Consider the following 18,886-nt stretch of genomic DNA (forward strand, 5'->3'; position numbering starts at 1 on the left):
GACTGAATGAAGAAACTTTTCAGCCGTATACTAATAGGGTCAGTTATAGCCGCTGGTTTAGCTGGCTGTTCGAGTGAAGAAGACACGGTTATCATGGCACCTGTACCTCAAGTGCAGAGTGAGTTCACACCGAAAAGTGTATGGTCATCATCTATTGGTAAAGGTGTTGGACAGTATTTTTCTAAGCTTACACCTGAGTTCGAGTACGGCAAGCTGTTCGTCGCTGCTCGTGATGGCGAAGTAAAAGCCCTAGATCCGGAGAACGGAAAACTCATCTGGAAAACTGATCTTGAAGGTGATGGTTCGGCACGACTATCAGGTGGCGTGACCGCATCTTACGGAAAGGTATTTATCGGTTCCGAAAACGGCGAATTGATTACTCTTGATCAGGAAACTGGTGAAGAGCTTTGGCGGGCAACGGTTGTTGGTGAGATTTTAGCCAGGCCGGTTACCGACAATAACTACGTTATTGTAAACACAAGCCGAGGCATGTTAACTGCGCTTGATGCAGAAACAGGAAGCGAAGTCTGGACTATCAGTACAGAAGTTCCAAACCTGACACTACGCGGCGACAGTACACCGAACACTGTTTCTGGTGGTATTTTCTGGGGAACGGCTAATGGTCGATTAGCGGCGGCTTTAGTTGCTCGTGGACAACTTATCTGGCAACAGCCAGTGGGTACACCAAGAGGTGCGACAGAAATCGATCGCCTTGTAGACTCAGATACATCACCAATTATTTTGGGTAGTACCTTGTACACTGTAGGGTATAACGGCCATCTTGTATCGATAGACCTTCGATCTGGTGCACCAATATGGAAGCGTAACTACTCATCGTCTTCGGATATGGCAACCGATGGCTCTAAGATTTACCTACTTACAGATAAAGATCACCTTGTCGCTGTTGACTCGCGCAGTGGTACAGAGCTATGGGAAAACGCATTACTTGAAAACCGTTTGCTTACTGCGCCGAAGATCATTGATGGCTATCTTGTTGTTGGTGACGCCGAAGGCTATCTTCACTGGCTAGACCGTGAGTCAGGTGAGTTTATATCTCAGCAGCTTGTTAATGAGAGTGGCTTTGCTGTCGGTCCTGTAGATATTGAAGATGGCTATGTAATTGTTACTCGTAATGGCGATGTAAAGAAACTACGAATTGCTGAATAAATTGTGATAGACTTCACATCCGGCTCCTGACTGTAAGGTCAGGAGCCGTTTTATTGCTAAGTAATAGGAAGTTTTAGGTAAACCTGATAGGTAAATCGCAGCAGATTTACCTATAACTTCCTAAGGAAACAAATTTTAGAGGTTGTTATGGTACCTGTTGTTGCTCTTGTTGGGCGTCCTAATGTTGGTAAATCGACACTATTTAACCGTCTTACCCGCACCAGAGATGCTCTTGTCGCTGACTTTCCTGGATTAACCAGAGACAGAAAATATGGTCAGGCCAAACTTGGTGAACACGAATTTATCGTAATCGATACTGGTGGTATCGATGGTACGGAAGAAGGCGTAGAAACCAAGATGGCAGAGCAGTCTCTTGCTGCTATCGATGAAGCTGATGTTGTTCTGTTTATGGTGGATGGCCGTGCTGGTCTTACCGTTTCGGATGAAGCTATTGCAATGCACCTGAGAAAGATCGAGAAACCAGCAATGCTTGTGGTAAACAAGGTTGATGGCATCGATGCCGATGCAGCGAGCGCAGAGTTCTGGCAACTGGGTATGGACAACATGTATCAAATCGCTGCGGCTCATGGCCGTGGTGTTGGTGCCCTGATTGATCGTGCTTTAAACCCTTTTGCTGAAGAGCTGCTTGATCAGGAAAAAGGTGAAATTGAAGATCTTACCGATATCGAAGACGAAGAAGAGAAGCTGGAGTACACCGAAGAAGAAGCGGAAGAAGAGTTCAAGCGTCTTCAGGATCAGCCTATCAAACTTGCCATTATTGGTCGTCCTAACGTTGGTAAATCAACGCTAACTAACCGTATCCTGGGTGAAGAGCGTGTAGTTGTTTACGATATGCCGGGAACAACGCGTGATTCTATCTATATTCCTATGGAGCGTGATGAACGTGAGTATGTTCTTATTGATACTGCGGGTGTTCGTCGTCGTAAGCGTATAAACGAAACAGTAGAGAAGTTCTCTGTTGTTAAAACGCTGAAAGCGGTAGAGGACGCTAACGTAGTACTTCTAATCATTGATGCTCGTGAAAACATCTCGGATCAGGATCTTAGCCTACTTGGTTTTGCATTGAATGCGGGCCGCTCTATCGTTATCGCGGTAAACAAGTGGGATGGTCTGGATACAGAAGTTAAAGAGTTTGTGAAGAAAGAGCTGGATCGTCGTCTTGGTTTCGTTGATTTTGCACGTATTCACTTTATCTCTGCGCTGCATGGTACTGGTGTAGGTCACCTGTTTGAATCTGTTCAGGAAGCATATAAGTCTGCGACAACTCGTGTTGGTACATCTGTTCTGACTCGTATCATGAAGATGGCGACAGATGACCACCAGCCGCCAATGGTTCGTGGACGTCGTGTTAAGCTGAAATACGCTCACGCTGGTGGTTACAACCCACCGATCGTTGTTATTCACGGTAACCTGGTAAACGAACTGCCAGATTCATACAAACGCTACCTGATGAACTATTATCGCCGCTCTCTGGAAATCATGGGTACTCCTATCCGTATTCAGTTCCAGAGTAGTGAAAACCCATTCGAGAACAAAGGTGGTAAGCTGACACTTTCTCAGGAGAGAAAGAAAAAGCGTCTTATGGGTATGATTAAGAACCGTAAGAAGTAATCACTGTTTATTTGAAAGTAGCGCCTCACAGGCGCTATTTTTTTGCCGGAAGAATAATAATTTGTTCAAATTACAGAACAGTGTTATTCGATTTGCGATAGCAGAGATCGTTTTTATTAAGTTTCAAATGAAATGGGTTTTTATCTTTGCGGTGATATATAATTCCAAATAAAATCCAAAAACAGGATATGTAACTTATGCTTTCGGGATGTGGTTATATAAATGTTCTTAATGGGGCTGATCGCTGATCAAAATGAATTTAGCAGATGATCTTATAAAGATCATGGTAAACCAAAAGAGCTAGATCTTTTATTAGTGAAATCTAATTTTAGATTGAGTATGCTCAATGTCAGTGATAAAGATCTTGTTTATATACTTTTAGTTATTTTGGAATTTTAGGTGAAGTGATGTCGACACAAAATATTTGTCCTAAGTGTGAAAAAGAGCTGGATTGGGTAGATGGAAACTACAAGTGTCAGGATTGTGATGTGAGCTATAAGAAGTTTGCGTATTGCCCTGATTGCGATGCGGAGCTTGAGAAGCTACAGGCTTGTGGTGCGGCCAGTTATTTCTGTAATACCTGCAATGAGCTGAAGTCTAAAAGCCTGGCTCGATTTGAGTTTCGTCCACTAGCTTGACCTTATTCGGTTATACTCGTTACCACGTTCCTGCGTGGTAATGCATATCATAGCAAAGGGGTTTGCTGCGTGGTCTTTGTTCCGTGAGATATAAATTCCCACGGGGCCGTGGGAACTAGGACGGTTATACTCGTTACCACGCTCCTGCGTGGTAATGCATATCATAGCAATGGGGTTTTCTGCGTGGTCTTTGTTCCGTGAGATATGAATTCCCACGGGGACCGTGGGAACCAGGATAAAAGGGTATACCGAAGGTTAACTCACAACAGAACGAACTTCCCCATCAGCTAACTGAGTAATTAACTGATCGCCACTATTAACCTCTGACGCTTGAGTAATAACCTTTCCGCTATCCGCTTTAGTGATCGAGTAGCCGCGCTTAAGAGTTGCCAGTGGGCTAACGGTATCCAGCTTTTCTGCTGCCAGGGCCAGTGAGTGCCTGGTTTTCAGCAGCTTCCGCTCCATTGCATCAATCAGCTTCTGTCTGGACTGTGCCAACATATACTGTTGCTGACTAAGTTGCTTTTGAGGGAGTTAAGATCCAGTCGATGGCTAAACCTGTTCAAAGTTGAACGTTCAACCTGAATACGAGTCATCATTGCCGACTTCAATCTGCTTTCAAGATCATCCAGTTGCTGGTTCTGCTTTTCCAGACGATAGTTTGGATGCTGTCTCTCCAGTCTGTGAGCTATCTGCTGGAGCGTTATTTGGCTATCAGATAGGTAGTGCCTGATTGCGTGACCTAACTTCGAAGTTCTAGAGTTAATAGCCTGTAACTTATGGCTTTGATCTCTGCTTACCAGTTCCGCTGCCGCCGAAGGAGTAGGGGCTCGTACGTCTGCAACAAAATCAGCAATGGTGACATCTATCTCATGACCAACGGCGCTTATTATTGGGATCTGGCTAGAAGCGATAGTGCGGGCAACAATTTCATTGTTAAAACACCAGAGATCTTCCAGTGAACCACCACCGCGTCCGACAATAAGTACATCACATTCATTACGGCTATTGGCTCTTCCAATCGCTTGGGCGATCTGAATTGCTGCTTCTTCACCCTGAACCATGGTTGGGTAAACAACAACGGGTAAGCCAGGGTCTCTGCGCTTAAGCACATCAAGTATATCGAACAGAGCTGCGCCCGTTTTTGAGGTGACGATACCGACACGCTGCGGGTTTTCTGGTAATGGAAGCTTTTCAGATTGAGAAAAAAGCCCTTCTGCAGCTAGCTGCATCTTTAGCTTCTCAAACTCTTGCTGCAGCCTACCGTCACCCTCTGGCTGCATACTTTCAACGATTAACTGGTAGTCACCGCGTGGCTCATAAAGAGAAAGGCGAGCTTTGACCAGTACTTGATTACCGTTAATCGGCTTAAACGTTACTCTACGGTTGTTGCCACGGAACATGGCGCACTTAACCTGAGCACGTGAATCTTTTAGTGAGAAGTACCAATGACCTGATACGGGAGCTGAGAAGTTAGATATTTCTCCAACCAACCAAACAACACCCATTTCATTTTCCAGAAGTAAACGCACTTCTGCATTTAAACGGGATACAGTAAATATGTTTTTGTTATCGCTAACAGATTGATCTCGAAAGGACACTGGATACCACAGGACGTGAGTATAGGAATTAGCGGCAATATAATACATAGCAAGGGGTATATTGCAAATAAAAAATAAAAATGAGTAGTCAAACGATTGCGCTGTGCGTATAATCCGTCTGCAATATCACAGATGACAACTCCACTAAACATCTAGCTCAGTACCTAAACGGTTGTGTGCAGATTGGGTTTTTAGTGGAGTTGTCATTTATTTATCTCCTGTTATGCGAAACGACAGGGATATTTAGTTTTTAACCCTTTTTTGAGAGATATTGCAATGCTACGAATCGCAAAAGAAGCACTAACGTTTGATGACGTTCTGCTAGTCCCTGCACACTCTACTGTTCTTCCGAATACTGCGGATCTTCGCACCCGCCTGACTAAGAATATCGAATTAAACATCCCGATGCTTTCAGCGTCGATGGATACTGTAACGGAAGCACGTCTAGCTATTGCTCTTGCCCAGGAAGGCGGAATCGGCTTTATCCACAAAAACATGTCTATCGAAGAGCAGGCAGAGCAAGTTCGCCTGGTTAAGATCTTCGAAGCGGGTGTTGTTGCACACCCAGTGACAGTTAAGCCTACAAATACAATTGCGGAAGTATTAGAGCTAACACATAAGAATGGTTTTGCTGGCTACCCTGTAGTTGGTGATAACAATGAGCTTCTAGGCATCATCACTGGCCGTGACGTTCGTTTTGTTACTGACTTAAGCAAAACGGTTGATCAGGTAATGACTCCGAAAGATCAACTAGCTGCGGTAAAAGAAGGCGCATCTCGTGAAGAAGTTCAGGAGAAAATGCACAAAGCTCGAGTTGAAAAAGTACTTGTTGTAAATGATGAATTCCAGCTGAAAGGAATGATCACTGCAAAAGACTTCCATAAAGCAGAGAAAAAACCAAACGCATGTAAAGATGAGCAAGGTCGTCTGCGCGTAGGTGCTGCTGTTGGTGCTGGTGCTGGTAACGAAGAGCGTGTTGCTGCACTTGTTGAAGCTGGTGTCGACGTACTTCTTATCGACTCATCACATGGTCACTCTGAGGGTGTTCTTAACCGTATTCGTGAAACTCGTGAAGCGTATCCAGATCTAGATATTATCGGCGGTAACGTAGCTACAGGTGCTGGTGCTAAGGCTCTTATCGATGCTGGCGTAAGTGCTGTTAAAGTGGGCATTGGCCCAGGTTCTATCTGTACTACTCGTATCGTAACCGGCGTTGGTGTACCTCAGGTAACGGCTATTTCTGATGCTGCTGAAGTAGCAAATGAGCACGGTATTCCAGTAATCGCTGATGGCGGTATCCGTTTCTCAGGTGATATCTGTAAAGCAATTGTAGCTGGCGCATCATGTGTGATGGTTGGTTCAATGTTCGCTGGTACTGAAGAAGCACCAGGTGAAGTGATTCTTTATCAAGGTCGTTCGTACAAAGCATACCGTGGCATGGGCTCTCTTGGCGCTATGTCTCAGGGTTCTTCTGACCGTTACTTCCAGACTGACAACGCAGCAGACAAACTTGTACCAGAAGGTATTGAAGGTCGTATCGCATACAAAGGTCGCCTGAAAGAGATCGTTCATCAGCAAATGGGTGGTCTGCGTTCTTCTATGGGTCTGACTGGTAGCGCAACTATCGAAGATATGCGTACTAAAGCTGAGTTTGTACGTATTTCTGGCGCTGGTATGAAAGAGTCGCATGTACACGACGTTCAGATCACCAAAGAGGCTCCGAACTACCGTCTCGGATAATTTTATCGTCGCAGAATGGCTTGATTACTGCGTCAAAAGTGCTCATTTACTATCGTAAACTCCGCGCTTTTTCCTTGTACTAAAGCCATTCTACTTAGAAAAATTAACCGAGAAATCAATTTGATTTCGTCATCGTTAGTAACGGTGAAGTGAATAGCTCAACAGATTTGAGAGAAAAATGACAAAGAATATTCATGACCAACGCATCTTGATCCTGGATTTTGGTTCTCAGTACACTCAACTTATTGCTCGTCGTATCCGTGAAATCGGTGTTTACTGTGAGCTTTGGAGCTGGGATGTAGACGAAGCGGATATCCGCGAGTTCAATCCAAACGGTATTATCCTTTCTGGTGGTCCAGAAAGCGTTACTGAAGATAACTCTCCACGCGCGCCTGAATATGTATTCAACGCTGGTGTTCCAGTGTTTGGTGTATGTTACGGCATGCAAACTATGTCTGAGCAGCTTGGCGGTAAAGTAGCTGGTTCAAATGAGCGTGAATTTGGTTATGCTCAGGTTGAAGTTGTAGAACAGTGTGAACTATTCAAAAACATCGAAGATGCAATTGCAGAAGATGGCAATGCACTTCTTGATGTTTGGATGAGCCACGGTGACAAGGTTGTTGAGATCCCAGCGGACTTTACTAAAGTTGCTCAAACTGACACTTGTCCTTACGCAGCAATGGCTAACGAAGAGAAAAAATTCTACGGTGTTCAATTCCACCCTGAAGTAACTCATACTCGCCAGGGTATGCGTATGCTGGAGAACTTTGTTCTTAATATTTGTGGCTGTGAGAAGCTATGGACATCTCAGTCAATCATCGATGATGCTGTTGCTCGTATTAAAGAGCAAGTAGGCGATGATGAAGTAATCCTTGGTCTATCTGGTGGTGTTGACTCATCAGTGGTAGCAATGCTGGTTCAGCGCGCTATCGGTGACAAGCTGACTTGTGTATTTGTAGACAACGGTCTTCTTCGTCTTGATGAAGGCAAGCAGGTTATGGAGATGTTTGGTGATCACTTTGGTCTGAACATCGTTCACGTTGATGCTGAAGAGCGTTTCCTGAAGGCGCTGGAAGGCAAATCTGATCCTGAAGATAAGCGTAAGACAATCGGTCACGTATTCGTTGAAGTGTTTGATGAAGAGTCTAAGAAGTTAGCAAATGCTAAATGGCTTGCTCAGGGCACTATCTATCCAGACGTTATCGAATCAGCAGCGTCGAAGACTGGTAAAGCGCACGTTATCAAGTCTCACCATAACGTAGGTGGTCTTCCGGACGATATGGAGATGGGGCTTGTTGAGCCACTTCGCGAACTGTTTAAAGACGAAGTTCGTAAGATTGGTCTTGAGCTTGGCCTTCCTTACAATATGCTTTACCGTCATCCATTCCCTGGTCCGGGTCTTGGTGTACGTGTTCTTGGTGAAATCAAGAAAGAGTACTGCGACCTTCTACGCCGTGCTGACGCTATCTTTATTGAAGAGCTTCATAACGCAGATCTATACCACAAGGTTTCTCAGGCGTTCACAGTATTCCTGCCAGTTCGCTCTGTAGGTGTTATGGGTGATGGTCGTAAGTACGATTGGGTTGTTTCTCTTCGTGCAGTTGAGACAATCGACTTTATGACGGCTCATTGGGCTCACCTTCCATACGACTTCCTGGGTAAGGTTTCTAACAGAATTATCAATGAAGTAGATGGTATTTCTCGTGTCGTTTACGACATTTCTGGTAAGCCACCAGCAACGATTGAGTGGGAATAATATTTCACCAAATCAATGAATTAGAGGCCAGCCATTGAGCTGGTCTTTTATTTATTTTACTGAGTAAAATATTTTTAGTCGAAGTCATCGAAATAGTATTGAATACGAGTAAATTTTAGACTAATATTCGCGCGCTAAAATTTATTTTAAATTTTACAAATTTTTTGATACTCACACTTTGAAGGTTCCCCCTGATGTCGACTAAACTAGCGAATCCAGCACCACTTGGCCTTATGGGCTTTGGTATGACTACTATCCTGCTTAATATTCATAATGCAGGTTTTTTCCCACTAGACTCAATGATTCTTGCTATGGGGATCTTTTATGGTGGTCTTGGTCAGGTGATCGTAGGCATCATGTGCTTTAAGCGTGGTGACACATTCGGTACAACAGCATTTACTTCATACGGCCTGTTCTGGCTGACTCTGGTTGGTTGCATTGTAATGCCATCTATGGGCCTACCTGCTAGCCCACACGGTTTCATGGCATGGTACCTTGCTCTTTGGGGTATCTTTACCGGCTTTATGTTCCTTGGTTCTCTATGCTACCCAACTGCGAAGCAAATCGTGTTCGGTTCTCTGACTCTGCTTTTTGCTCTGCTAGCAGCGCGCGATTTCACTGGTAGTGAACTAATCGGTACTATCGCTGGTTTTGAAGGTATCTTCTGTGGCGCAAGTGCAATCTACTTTGCTATGGCTCAGGTTCTTAACAATGAGTTTGGCCGTGAAGTATTACCTGTTGGCAAACCACTAATTGGTCGCACTAAGGCTTCAGAAGTTCCAGCTGAACCTGTAGCAGCTTAATCTGCAAGACCGTCCATTTTCTGAGAAGGCTTTAGCTTAGCAGCTAAAGCCTTTTTTAGTTTCTGTGCACTCTCTTCTAAACTTTACTTATAGAGGAGTAGGGAGGACGGCAGATGACAGAAAGAAAAGCCGAGGCCTGTAACTTTTGTAATCAAGACGGATGGAGATGCTCTGAACCAGCAGGTGAGTCGGGACTGTGTTACTGGCATGACCCTGAGATAGACAAAAGTTGTGATGACATAAAAAGCGAGATAGAACAATGGGCAAGAGACGGAAAGCCTTTGGATGGTTTTCAGCTTGCCAGAGTGAATCTGAATGACATCAACCTTGTAAATAAGGGACATAAGGTTGGCTACAAATGCCGGAATGCTGACTTCTATCGGGCAGATCTAACAGAAGCTCACTTCTTTGGGCTGGATCTTCGCGGTACCTCTTTGATGAAAACAAAGCTCAAGGGAGCTAATCTCCACTGTGCTCAACTGGAGGATTGCAACTTACTCGGTGCCGATTTAACTAATGCCCGCCTTGAGACAATAAATTGGGGTATTATGCTCAAGCAAGAGAAACGGGCATTTGAAGCGCTAAAAAACTGTAAACATGATGAAGCTGTAGGATTGTGTCAGGAGGCCGAAGAGGTATGCCGAAACATTCGCAAGCAGTGTGAGCGACAAGGGCTTTTTGAAACCGCAGGCTACTTTTTTAAAAAAGAGATGACGTACCGTCGTTATCAGATGCCTAGAACTAGCTTTAAGCGTTGGTTCTCTAAGTCGGTGGATATCTTTTGTGGTTACGGAGAGTCGCCTTTAAGGGTAGTGTTATTCTCAATCTTTTTTATTCTTTTCTGCGCCCTTACCTACTTTATTCTTTTCTGCGCCCTTACCTACTTTATTCTTGGCACCGCTGCTCAGAACCCTATTTATCCAGGTGCGACAGGCCCAATAGCCGTTTTTCTGGAAATTCTCAACGCCATTTATTTTAGTGTCGTAACTTTTACCACATTAGGGTACGGGGATATCTCGCCTATTGGAGTTGCTCGGTTTATCGCAGCATTTGAGGCCTTCGTTGGTAGCTTCACGATGGCATTGTTTGTGGTTGTTTTTGTGAAGAAAATGACCAGATGATCTGAGAACACAAATCTCAGTTGCTCTGATATTAAAAAAGCGCCAACAGGCGCTTCTCGTTAACAGCTAATTTGTTACTTATCGCTTTCACCAGGCTCTGTGATTTGGTATAGCGTTGGCTTGTGTTCTTCACAAACGTCTTCACAGTTACAAACACGATCAACGCCGACACTATTTAGTCCACCACAACTACCGGAAATAGTTTTCTTATTCAGGATAACGCCAATAGCCATCATAAGAATAACGATAAGAAATACACCGAACGTGATAAGTGCAGTTGTCATAACATTTGCCTAACTACTTATTAATAGATCGCAGAGATGATATACCACTCAGAGAAAATCTCATAGCACGTTTTTTTCCACTGCGGTTATTATTGGTTATATGTTTTAGTATGCCTGAATCATTTAGAGTGCTTCTGCCATGATGTTGATGGCTGTGCCCGTGATTACAGCCGCAACCACTATGTGAGCCGTCTTGCTTAGAGCTGCAGCAAGAGCCACCTTCACCATGTGAACAGCCACCTTTCTTGTGATGATTATGGGATGGACGCCCCTGGCTGGTATCAGTTAGCTCAACCATTGGGCTGTTTGCCGCAGCTGATAGAGGTGTTTGGGTTGTCACCATAAACACTCTTATTCCGGCAGATAGTAGCTTACCCAGAGCCCTTTCTCCGATATTTCTTACTATTACCGCATCTGTTTTCATCTCTTTTAGCATTTTGATTGCAGCACTTTTTTCACTGCAAGAAGAGTTGCCTGCTGCTGGGTTGGTCACATTTTGTATTAACGAATTTTCTTCATCAATAAATGAAAACTGAGGGGCTTTAATAAAGTGATTCGCAACGTTGTCACGATTGTTTGGAACCGCATAGATCATTCTAAATTTTCCTTATGTTCCGGAGCATCAAAGGTGTCCAGAACAAGTGCATTACCTTTAACTAAACTCTCGGCGACCTTAAATCTCGCTCGACCAATGATGTTGCCAAAAGTTTGCCTGGAAACTCCCATTTGGTTAGCAGCGTCTTGCTGGCTCATGTTTTCGAAGTCAGCAAGCCTGAGCGCTTCAAATTCCTCCGGTAAGATCTCTGTTTTGTTTAATTGGCTTAGCGGAATGCCATTTGGTTTAAAGCAGCTTTGTGCTGGTCGCCCACAAATGCGGCGGCATTTTTTAGGTCTGGCCATGCTTTCTCCTCTTGAGTTTCGTCGCAATATTACGCCCATTAATGGCATATGCCAATAATTATTTTTGGCATATGCCATTAATGGGTGCGATGTTTAGTTACTAGTAGTACGTCTGGTAGAAGCTGGGATAGAGCGATACAGGTAGTCCTGCTCACGATGTTTAGAGAAGAAGCCTTCAAGTTCTATTACGATTCCCGGATTTGCTTTGTAATCGTAGTCTCTTGGAAAATCGACAAAAGGGGTAACGGTCAAGTAGAGCCATTTCTTGTAGAGTCTTTGCTTCCACGCGACAGAAATCCAGGTGTTACTGATTTCCTCATCATCTTGAGGTTCGGCACTAATGCCCGTTGTGTATTCCAGTAAGTGATTAGTATTAATGCGATCAAAATAGCCGAGTTGGCCTACAAGCTCCCAGCCGCGCTCTTCATATAGATACTGGGCACTATTACTAAACCTAAAGATATCAAGTGGATCTTCTTCAAATGCGCGATAGAAGTTGAGCTCAGTTACCGAACCTGCTCCCTTAGAATCAAAGTAGAAAAGCTCTGGCTTTAACTGAGCGGTCCATTTATCAGAAAGGTCTTCAACCCTTTCGGCTTGTGCTCTAACAAAAGGATCAAGCGGCCAGCGTATCTTTACACCAATATCAAAGCTAGTTAGCCAGCTGTGAACTTTTTCATCCTGTAGACGCACCCCACCTATCGCCCCGGAAGAGGTAGTACGGCTTTCTATTGGGAAGTCTCTTTGCTTTGTCTCTAGAGAATCAAAGTCATCAGGATCTGTTTCCAGAATGATTTTCCAGTTTTTTTTGATATGGGGGAAATCTACCCTCGCTTTAATTCTTGATTTTGAAGTGTAATATCCCCGATGTGAATACTCAGATTGTAACCTTATTTTCAAATAGCTTCGGTTAATTAGGTCTTCGTCATCTTCACCTCTTGCAAGCCCCTCATCAACATAGTGGCTTATGTCGTGTATGACTTCAGAGAAATAATTCTCGGTATTGTCTAGCCAATTATTTTCAATGGGATCAGGAACTATATCGTGCTCCTCTCCAGCAGGAACCATAGATATTTGATAAGTATTTTCATCTGGCGTATGGATAATTTCGGCGAATGCAGTGTCCAAAGGAACGAGGAGTAGAGATAGTAATAAAGGTGTAAATAATCTGCCAGACAATACAAAGTTACTGCCCATCAATGTAAGCAGTTTTGGGTGGTTAGATCGCATTCCCTTGAATTTTTTCAAATATAAACAGTCTGTTATTGTATGTTGTATTGTTTATTATAGGTGATTTGCGATAAGTTGATACTAACACTTTAGTTTTATTTTGGAGTATCTCAAATCTGAGTGGATTGGCTTTTCGAACTCAACTAAGTTTAATTATGTGCCTGATGTTTTTATCAATACAGGGTTTTATATGCTAAGACAAAGTCTGTTTTCTATAGCTCTTTTGCTACTGAGTAATTGTGCCGTTGCTTCTGAAGTAATGCCTGGAGAGAAAGGGAAATTTATTGTTGAGCTCGGGCCTATAGAGCTTGGAGAACTGAACATTGATTCAACCTGTAATGACACTACCTGTTTTTATCGGGCTCGCGCGAAAGGTTCATTTATGTTTATTGGAGCTGATGTTAACGAGAAAGGCTCTTATATGCGAGAGGGAGAAAGGGTAGTACCAATCTCTACCGATTATCAAGAAAAAATAGGTTCTAAAGAGAAAGCCTATTCCTACGATTTTGTTGGCAAAGAAATTCAGAATAAACGTAAGGACGAACTGATCGAATTGCCTGAAAACGCCTATACGTTTATGCCTTTACTCAATCAGGTTCTTTTGGACTTATTAAACGGTGGACCGAAGCCAGAGTATGAGTATTTATCAAAGCACAAACATAGAACAGCATTAATAACGAATTACACCAAAAAGACCACAGATGATGGAGTTATGCATCGTTTTATCGGCAGACAAAAAGACAAAGATAAAAAAAACAAAAAGGTGGTGTTCTATTTCCTGCAGAAAGGCGATTTTATTGGTCTCCAGAAAGTATCTTACGGTGGTTTTTATCTAACTCGAGTAGATTAATAAGTTCTTGATAAACCGTACCTTGAGCATCAAGGCTTGCTGCCAATAGCAAGCCTATATTCACTAACCTAAATATGGCGAATTTTCGGTTCGGAAGTTCCACCATTTTTTAATGATTCAAGAGCATTTGTCATTAAATAATCAGCGATAGCACTGACACTTTGTCCCCGGCCTGCATTATGGCTTTCACCAAAGGTCGCTGTTCCAAAATTAAGTGTAATTTTTTCGTCACCGATAATCACACTTTCTTCTACCTGATTAGATAGCCTTTCTATTGCTATGGCTGATGATTTGCAGTCACAGTTGTAAAGTAGGAGTGCAAACTGATCGGTTTCTATGTGGCCTAAAACGTCACTGTCGCGTGATACTGCTTTTATAAGGTCGGCACTTTCTCTGACCATATCATCAATATCATCTTCGGAATATTTACAAGCCATGCCTGAGTAGTTGTCAATGCTGGCAATGACAAGAGTTACAGGCATATGTTGACGCACTGATATACGTAACAACGATTCCATTACCTGAATAAACAATGTCTTGTTATACAATGCAGTTAGAGGGTCATACATTCCAGGCATTGGAGTTGGACGATTTGCTGCTAATGCTTCTCTTGTATAGATCGTCATTTTCTACTCCTCTTATCCATATATTGTTAATTTTAGCCGAAGTTAGCCGCTAGTAACTGATAATTTGCGTGATATCGTATTTTTGAGAAAGTTTCATGAGGCAGTGAGTGCTGCATCATATGCAGCACTCATTAGTGGTTTTTAGGCTGCTTTTGGCAGCAAAAAGATACCGGTAGGATTAATGGTTAGGTACGCGTGATCAGATATTTCTGGATCAAACTGAGACGAGTTTAGTTGCAGTAATAGCTCTTGGCCTTGCCACTCAACTGCAACCTCATACATAGAACCCATGTAAACAACATCTTTCACTTTACACTTCTGGCAATCTTCACCTTCACCAACCAGAAGGATAGCTTCTGGGCGCACGCCGACCTGATATTCATCAGCTGGAAAACCTCTTACTGTGTCATCATTCACAGGAATCTTGTAGCCATTAATATCAAGTAAGCTTTCCTGATAGTTTCCTGTAAAGATGTTGGCATCGCCCATAAAGTTCGCCATAAACATCGACGCAGGAGTACGATAGAGATCATCCGGTGTACCTTGCTGCATGATATCGCCATCCTTCATTACTATGACTGTATCAGATACCGCGAAAGCTTCTGACTGATCATGGGTAACGTAAAGCGATGTGATATTGAAACGCTGCTGAAGCTCACGAATGGTTTCACGCATATTACGTCTTAGGTTTGCGTCGAGGTTACTTAAAGGCTCATCGAACAGAAGCACCTTTGGCTTAAGAACCAGAGCTCGAGCCAGAGCCACACGCTGCTGCTGACCACCAGAGATCTGATCCACAAAGCGATCGCCCATGCCTTCAAGGTCTACCAGTTTTAAAGCTTCATCAACACGCTGCTTGATTTCATCAGCTGGCAGCTTAAGCATTTTCAGGCCGTACGCTACGTTTTCATACAGAGACATATGTGGGAACAGAGCGTACGATTGGAATACCATGCAGATGTCTCGTTGCTGGATTGAGGTGTTAGTTACATCCTCACCGTCGATAAAGATCTGTCCGCTGGTGGGCTTTTCAAGGCCAGCCACCAAACGCAGTACCGTTGTCTTACCGCAACCGGAAGGACCGAGTAGGGTAATCAGTTTGCCTTTTTCGATCTCAAGATCCAGGTCGCCAATTACCGTGTTATTGCCAAAGCGCTTACAGATATTTTTTAGCACTACAAAGCTGTTGTCTTTCATTGTTTGTATCTCCGGTCCTTAATCTTGGTTCTTGGCTCTAGAGCGTGAAATCCGGGCTTCACCAACCAGGAAGTCGAAAGTGAGTATGATAGCTAGCATGACAAAAATAAGCAGCGAGCCATAAGCGATAGCGATACCGTATTCGCCATCCTCAACGCGGTTTAGTATGTATGAGGTTGCAACACGGGTTTCTGGTGTCACAAGGAAGATGATGGCACTTACTGTGGTCATCGCCCTTACAAAGCTGTAGATCAGCGAGGAAAGAATCGCAGGTCTTAGCAGCGGAATAAGAATATGCATGATGGTCTTGAATGAGTTTGCACGCAGACTGAGAGATGCTTCATCCAGAGACTTATCGAGCTGTCCAAGTCCGGCAACACCCGCTCGGATACCAACAGGTACGTTACGCATCACCATAGAGATAACCACGATTGCTGCGGTACCCGTCAGATAAACAGGCGCATCGTTGAATGCCAGAATATAAGAGACACCAGCAACAGTTCCCGGAACGGCAAAACAGAGCATGGTGACAAACTCCACCACTTTTTTACCGTGGAACTGCTGACGAACAACAATGTACGCAATCAACAAGCCGAAGGTTGCAGTGATAGGAGCAGCGATACCCGCATAAGTCATAGTACTGATAAGCGATGGCCACGCACCTTCACCTAAGCCCATACCAAACAGGTTGATATAGTTTGCAAACGTTAATGTGTAATCCACACCCCAGTTAACGGTGAAGCTACCAAACACGATGCTTCCGTAAAGAAGTACATTAAACGCCATCCAGAAGTAGAGCATTGCAGATACAAACATGCGCAAGCTATTTGGTAGTGGCTGAACATCACCACGATAAGATTTACCTGAAATCGTCACGTAAGAACGTTTACCAATCCACAGGTATTGAACCACAAATATCGCCAGTGAGAAGAGCAACAGAACCGCACCAAGGGTACTTGCTGAAGCGTAATCCAATTGAGCACCAGCGATGTAGAAGTAAATCTGTGTTGCCAGTACGTCGAAGCTTCCGCCCAGTACAAGTGGGTTACTAAAGTCAGCTAGTGACTGCACAAAAATAATCAGGAACGAGTTAGCCAGTGCTGGTTTTAGCAGAGGGATAACCACGTTAAAGAAGGTCTGATAGCGGTTTGCTCGAAGAGTATAAGATGCCTCTTCAAGAGACGGGTGCAGAGACTTCATCGCACCGTCCAGAATCATAAAGGACATTGGCGCAAACGCCAGTACCTGAGCCATCCAGATACCAGTAAAACCGTATAACCAGTTAGTCTGCTCTAAACCAAACCAGTCAACCATCAACTCAGTAACATAGCCTGAGCGACCGAGCATAAGCGTTACACCCAGGCCAACGACAAATGGTGGGGTTACGATTGGAAGAATCGAGAAAATACGAGCAATAAAGGCAGATTTTACTGCGATACGGGTTGAGTAAATCGCGAATATCAATCCAAAGAAGGTTGCCGTGATACCTACCGAAGTACCCAGCATAATAGAGTTTGTGATGATCTGAACGATCTGTCGCTGGGAGAGAATTTCAATAAATTGCCAGGCGACAAAGTTCCCCATTTCGTCCTGAAACATAGGAACAAAAATGGCGATACTTGGGTAAAGAATAAAGGTTGTGATTAACCCTATGATGGTAACCAGCGCACCAATAACGAATACATCACCACCAAGGAACTCAAGGCGGGCAAAGCCCAGCGTCATGATGCAACCTAAAGCGATAAACAGAACGATAGTCGCGTAGCCGAGGCCGTTTCCTGTTCCCCATGAAGAGAGAATGGTAAACAGCATGCAGAAACCGGAATACCCGATATCAAAGTAGTGGCGTTTTTTCTGATACTTATTCTGAGCCAGTTTAGGACGAGCAAGCAGAACAAGAGGTAAGCTAAACCAGAGCCAGGCAATATTCTGGCTGCTCCAGCCCATTGCATCTAAAAATTCATCAGATGTGGACTCAAACACGCCATAGTCGAGAGCGAAAACGGGTAGAAGAATGAAAGCAGCGACAATGGAAATAATCCAGTAAAACACCGGATCGCGGGTAGACTGCTCCTTGTGCAGATGTAGTGCGCTATCTGCAGCTAACTGAGGCATGATAATCACCTTGCTGTGTAGAATTTTTCAGGGAAGATTACCTTTCCTCCTGCCCGAGACCCCATGGGCAGAAGGAGAGGCAATTTAATATCGATTCCTGTCGGAACAGGGGGATCTAATTACTCACCCATTTTGACGACATTTACCCACTTCTTGATTAGGCGCTTACGAGTATCGGAAGCTCCGTAGGTGTCCATGTCATAGTTGATAAGGTCAAGCTTGCTTGGATCCAGAGCGTAAGGAGACTGCTCTGCTTGAGTATTAGTAAGAATCTGGAATGACTTACCCTTCTGCCATGCTAGCTGCTGACCTTCTTTAGAAAGTACCCAATCGATGAACAGTTTTGCGTTCTCTTCGTTACGAGCGCCTTTGATCATACTTACGCCACCGATTTCGTAGCCTGTACCTTCACAAGGAGAAATAAGCTCAAGTGGTGCACCCTGAGATTGTTCAAGAGAGTAATCATGCAGGAAGCCGATGCCGATAGCGATTTCGCCACGAGCAGAGTTACGAGATGGAGTTACACCAGACTTAGTGTACTGCGAGATGTTTTTGTCTAGCTTCTTGAAGTATTCAAATGCTTTCTCTTCACCCCATAGCTGGATGAAAGTTGCCAGCGCTGTATAAGCAGTACCAGAACTTTGTGGGTCAGCAATCTGAATCTCTTCTTTGTATTCAGGCTTAGTCAGGTCTTCCCAGCAGCGTGGAACTTCAAGGCCTTTTTCTTTCAGGCGTTCTGTGTTTACACCGTAACCAAGGATGCCCATGTAAACCGCTGAAGAGTAGTTACCTTTGCGCTTAGCAGGATCGCGGAACTCAGGAATGATGTTTTCAAGCTGTGGTGATTTATATGCGCTTAGCAGATCCATTTCACCAGCCTGAGATTGAGGATCAAGTGTGCCGCCGTACCATACGTCAGCTCTTGGGTTTTTGCGCTCTGCCTGAATTTTCGCCAGAGTACTGCCTGAGCCGTTACGAACGAATGAAGTCTTAACATCATATTTTTCAGAAAAGGCTTTTGTTTCAGCTTCACACATAGCGTTAGTAGCACTACAGTAGACAACCAGGCGGCCTTTAGCCATAACTTGTGGAGCTGCTGCTAATGCAGCTGAACCGATGACACAAGCAGCCAGTAGATGGCGACGGAATTTTCCTTTCATCTTTGTTTCCTCTGTTATTGTTTTTCCCAATGCCAGAGTTCGCTGCTCTTTCGCATCGGGTGGATT

16 protein-coding genes and 1 pseudogene are annotated in these 18,886 nt (G+C 44.0%); 8 read left to right on the top strand and 9 right to left on the bottom strand.

Going from position 1 to position 18,886, the window contains the following annotated elements; genetic code table 11:
- The first annotated feature begins 6 nt into the window (after positions 1-6).
- From bamB to P7F88_RS14630, 3 genes are all read left to right on the top strand, one after another.
- On the top strand, positions 7-1,167 hold the full coding sequence (gene bamB / locus P7F88_RS14620; RefSeq protein ID WP_277825894.1) for an outer membrane protein assembly factor BamB: 1,161 nt from the start codon (positions 7-9) through the stop codon (positions 1,165-1,167).
- 147 nt (positions 1,168-1,314) lie between these two features.
- A complete protein-coding gene (gene der / locus P7F88_RS14625) occupies positions 1,315-2,799 on the top strand; it encodes a ribosome biogenesis GTPase Der (protein ID WP_277825896.1) in 1,485 nt (494 codons plus the stop codon).
- A 407-nt stretch (positions 2,800-3,206) separates the two neighbouring features.
- Complete coding sequence (locus tag P7F88_RS14630) at positions 3,207-3,437, top strand: zinc ribbon domain-containing protein (RefSeq protein WP_277825898.1); 231 nt, start codon at positions 3,207-3,209, stop codon at positions 3,435-3,437.
- Between the two features lie 260 nt (positions 3,438-3,697).
- On the opposite strand, the pseudogene xseA reads toward P7F88_RS14630, so the two are convergent.
- A pseudogene (gene xseA, locus P7F88_RS14635) lies at positions 3,698-5,043 on the bottom strand (exodeoxyribonuclease VII large subunit).
- Positions 5,044-5,314: 271 nt separating this feature from the next.
- Here xseA and guaB point away from each other — a divergent pair.
- The 4 genes from guaB to P7F88_RS14655 all read left to right on the top strand — a co-directional run bounded on the left by guaB (position 5,315) and on the right by P7F88_RS14655 (position 10,458).
- The gene (gene guaB / locus P7F88_RS14640) at positions 5,315-6,778 is read left to right on the top strand and encodes an IMP dehydrogenase (protein WP_277825900.1); all 1,464 of its coding nucleotides are present in this window, start codon (positions 5,315-5,317) and stop codon (positions 6,776-6,778) included.
- Positions 6,779-6,956: 178 nt separating this feature from the next.
- The gene (gene guaA, locus P7F88_RS14645) at positions 6,957-8,534 is read left to right on the top strand and encodes a glutamine-hydrolyzing GMP synthase (RefSeq protein ID WP_277825903.1); all 1,578 of its coding nucleotides are present in this window, start codon (positions 6,957-6,959) and stop codon (positions 8,532-8,534) included.
- A 194-nt stretch (positions 8,535-8,728) separates the two neighbouring features.
- Positions 8,729-9,337: an acetate uptake transporter gene (locus P7F88_RS14650; RefSeq protein WP_277825905.1), complete on the top strand. Its 609-nt coding sequence runs from the start codon at positions 8,729-8,731 to the stop codon at positions 9,335-9,337.
- Positions 9,338-9,450: 113 nt separating this feature from the next.
- Positions 9,451-10,458 (top strand): ion channel, encoded by a 1,008-nt coding sequence (locus P7F88_RS14655; protein ID WP_277825907.1) that lies wholly within the window; start codon positions 9,451-9,453, stop codon positions 10,456-10,458.
- 74 nt (positions 10,459-10,532) lie between these two features.
- Here the strand turns inward: P7F88_RS14655 and nqrM are convergent, their stop codons facing one another.
- From nqrM to P7F88_RS14675, 4 genes are all read right to left on the bottom strand, one after another.
- Positions 10,533-10,742: a (Na+)-NQR maturation NqrM gene (gene nqrM / locus P7F88_RS14660; protein WP_277825909.1), complete on the bottom strand. Its 210-nt coding sequence runs from the start codon at positions 10,740-10,742 to the stop codon at positions 10,533-10,535.
- A 13-nt stretch (positions 10,743-10,755) separates the two neighbouring features.
- The gene (locus P7F88_RS14665; RefSeq protein ID WP_277825910.1) at positions 10,756-11,337 is read right to left on the bottom strand and encodes a NifB/NifX family molybdenum-iron cluster-binding protein; all 582 of its coding nucleotides are present in this window, start codon (positions 11,335-11,337) and stop codon (positions 10,756-10,758) included.
- Positions 11,334-11,642 carry a DUF134 domain-containing protein gene (locus P7F88_RS14670; RefSeq protein ID WP_277825912.1) on the bottom strand — a complete coding sequence of 103 codons (309 nt, stop codon included), beginning with the start codon at positions 11,640-11,642 and terminating at the stop codon, positions 11,334-11,336. The genes P7F88_RS14665 and P7F88_RS14670 overlap by 4 nt, the downstream gene beginning before the upstream one ends.
- Positions 11,643-11,735: 93 nt before the next feature.
- Positions 11,736-12,890 (bottom strand): hypothetical protein, encoded by a 1,155-nt coding sequence (locus tag P7F88_RS14675; protein WP_277825914.1) that lies wholly within the window; start codon positions 12,888-12,890, stop codon positions 11,736-11,738.
- 172 nt (positions 12,891-13,062) lie between these two features.
- Here P7F88_RS14675 and P7F88_RS14680 point away from each other — a divergent pair, with 172 nt between their 5' ends.
- A complete protein-coding gene (locus P7F88_RS14680) occupies positions 13,063-13,722 on the top strand; it encodes a hypothetical protein (protein WP_277825916.1) in 660 nt (219 codons plus the stop codon).
- A gap of 68 nt (positions 13,723-13,790) precedes the next feature.
- On the opposite strand, the gene P7F88_RS14685 is transcribed toward P7F88_RS14680, so the two are convergent.
- From P7F88_RS14685 to P7F88_RS14700, 4 genes are all read right to left on the bottom strand, one after another.
- Entirely contained in the window at positions 13,791-14,348 is a 558-nt protein-coding gene (locus P7F88_RS14685) for a GGDEF domain-containing protein (protein ID WP_277825918.1), read from the bottom strand.
- Between the two features lie 141 nt (positions 14,349-14,489).
- Positions 14,490-15,545 (bottom strand): ferric ABC transporter ATP-binding protein, encoded by a 1,056-nt coding sequence (gene fbpC / locus P7F88_RS14690; protein ID WP_277825920.1) that lies wholly within the window; start codon positions 15,543-15,545, stop codon positions 14,490-14,492.
- Between the two features lie 18 nt (positions 15,546-15,563).
- Entirely contained in the window at positions 15,564-17,660 is a 2,097-nt protein-coding gene (locus P7F88_RS14695; protein ID WP_277825922.1) for an ABC transporter permease, read from the bottom strand.
- A gap of 119 nt (positions 17,661-17,779) precedes the next feature.
- Positions 17,780-18,820 carry an ABC transporter substrate-binding protein gene (locus tag P7F88_RS14700; protein ID WP_277825924.1) on the bottom strand — a complete coding sequence of 347 codons (1,041 nt, stop codon included), beginning with the start codon at positions 18,818-18,820 and terminating at the stop codon, positions 17,780-17,782.
- Between the last annotated feature and the right edge of the window lie 66 nt (positions 18,821-18,886).

Origin of the sequence: Vibrio hannami, from assembly GCF_029589055.1 — a bacterium.
In the GTDB taxonomy this organism is placed as follows: Bacteria; Pseudomonadota; Gammaproteobacteria; order Enterobacterales; family Vibrionaceae; genus Vibrio; species Vibrio hannami.

What these genes read in the sequence shown, in the direction of transcription:
- bamB (WP_277825894.1), top strand. Translation starts at nt 7, where the DNA reads ATGAAGAAACTTTTCAGCCGTATACTAATAGGGTCAGTTATAGCCGCT.
- der (WP_277825896.1), top strand. Translation starts at nt 1,315, where the DNA reads ATGGTACCTGTTGTTGCTCTTGTTGGGCGTCCTAATGTTGGTAAATCG.
- P7F88_RS14630 (WP_277825898.1), top strand. Translation starts at nt 3,207, where the DNA reads ATGTCGACACAAAATATTTGTCCTAAGTGTGAAAAAGAGCTGGATTGG.
- guaB (WP_277825900.1), top strand. Translation starts at nt 5,315, where the DNA reads ATGCTACGAATCGCAAAAGAAGCACTAACGTTTGATGACGTTCTGCTA.
- guaA (WP_277825903.1), top strand. Translation starts at nt 6,957, where the DNA reads ATGACAAAGAATATTCATGACCAACGCATCTTGATCCTGGATTTTGGT.
- P7F88_RS14650 (WP_277825905.1), top strand. Translation starts at nt 8,729, where the DNA reads ATGTCGACTAAACTAGCGAATCCAGCACCACTTGGCCTTATGGGCTTT.
- P7F88_RS14655 (WP_277825907.1), top strand. Translation starts at nt 9,451, where the DNA reads ATGACAGAAAGAAAAGCCGAGGCCTGTAACTTTTGTAATCAAGACGGA.
- nqrM (WP_277825909.1), bottom strand. Translation starts at nt 10,742, where the DNA reads ATGACAACTGCACTTATCACGTTCGGTGTATTTCTTATCGTTATTCTT.
- P7F88_RS14665 (WP_277825910.1), bottom strand. Translation starts at nt 11,337, where the DNA reads ATGATCTATGCGGTTCCAAACAATCGTGACAACGTTGCGAATCACTTT.
- P7F88_RS14670 (WP_277825912.1), bottom strand. Translation starts at nt 11,642, where the DNA reads ATGGCCAGACCTAAAAAATGCCGCCGCATTTGTGGGCGACCAGCACAA.
- P7F88_RS14680 (WP_277825916.1), top strand. Translation starts at nt 13,063, where the DNA reads ATGCTAAGACAAAGTCTGTTTTCTATAGCTCTTTTGCTACTGAGTAAT.
- P7F88_RS14685 (WP_277825918.1), bottom strand. Translation starts at nt 14,348, where the DNA reads ATGACGATCTATACAAGAGAAGCATTAGCAGCAAATCGTCCAACTCCA.
- fbpC (WP_277825920.1), bottom strand. Translation starts at nt 15,545, where the DNA reads ATGAAAGACAACAGCTTTGTAGTGCTAAAAAATATCTGTAAGCGCTTT.
- P7F88_RS14695 (WP_277825922.1), bottom strand. Translation starts at nt 17,660, where the DNA reads ATGCCTCAGTTAGCTGCAGATAGCGCACTACATCTGCACAAGGAGCAG.
- P7F88_RS14700 (WP_277825924.1), bottom strand. Translation starts at nt 18,820, where the DNA reads ATGAAAGGAAAATTCCGTCGCCATCTACTGGCTGCTTGTGTCATCGGT.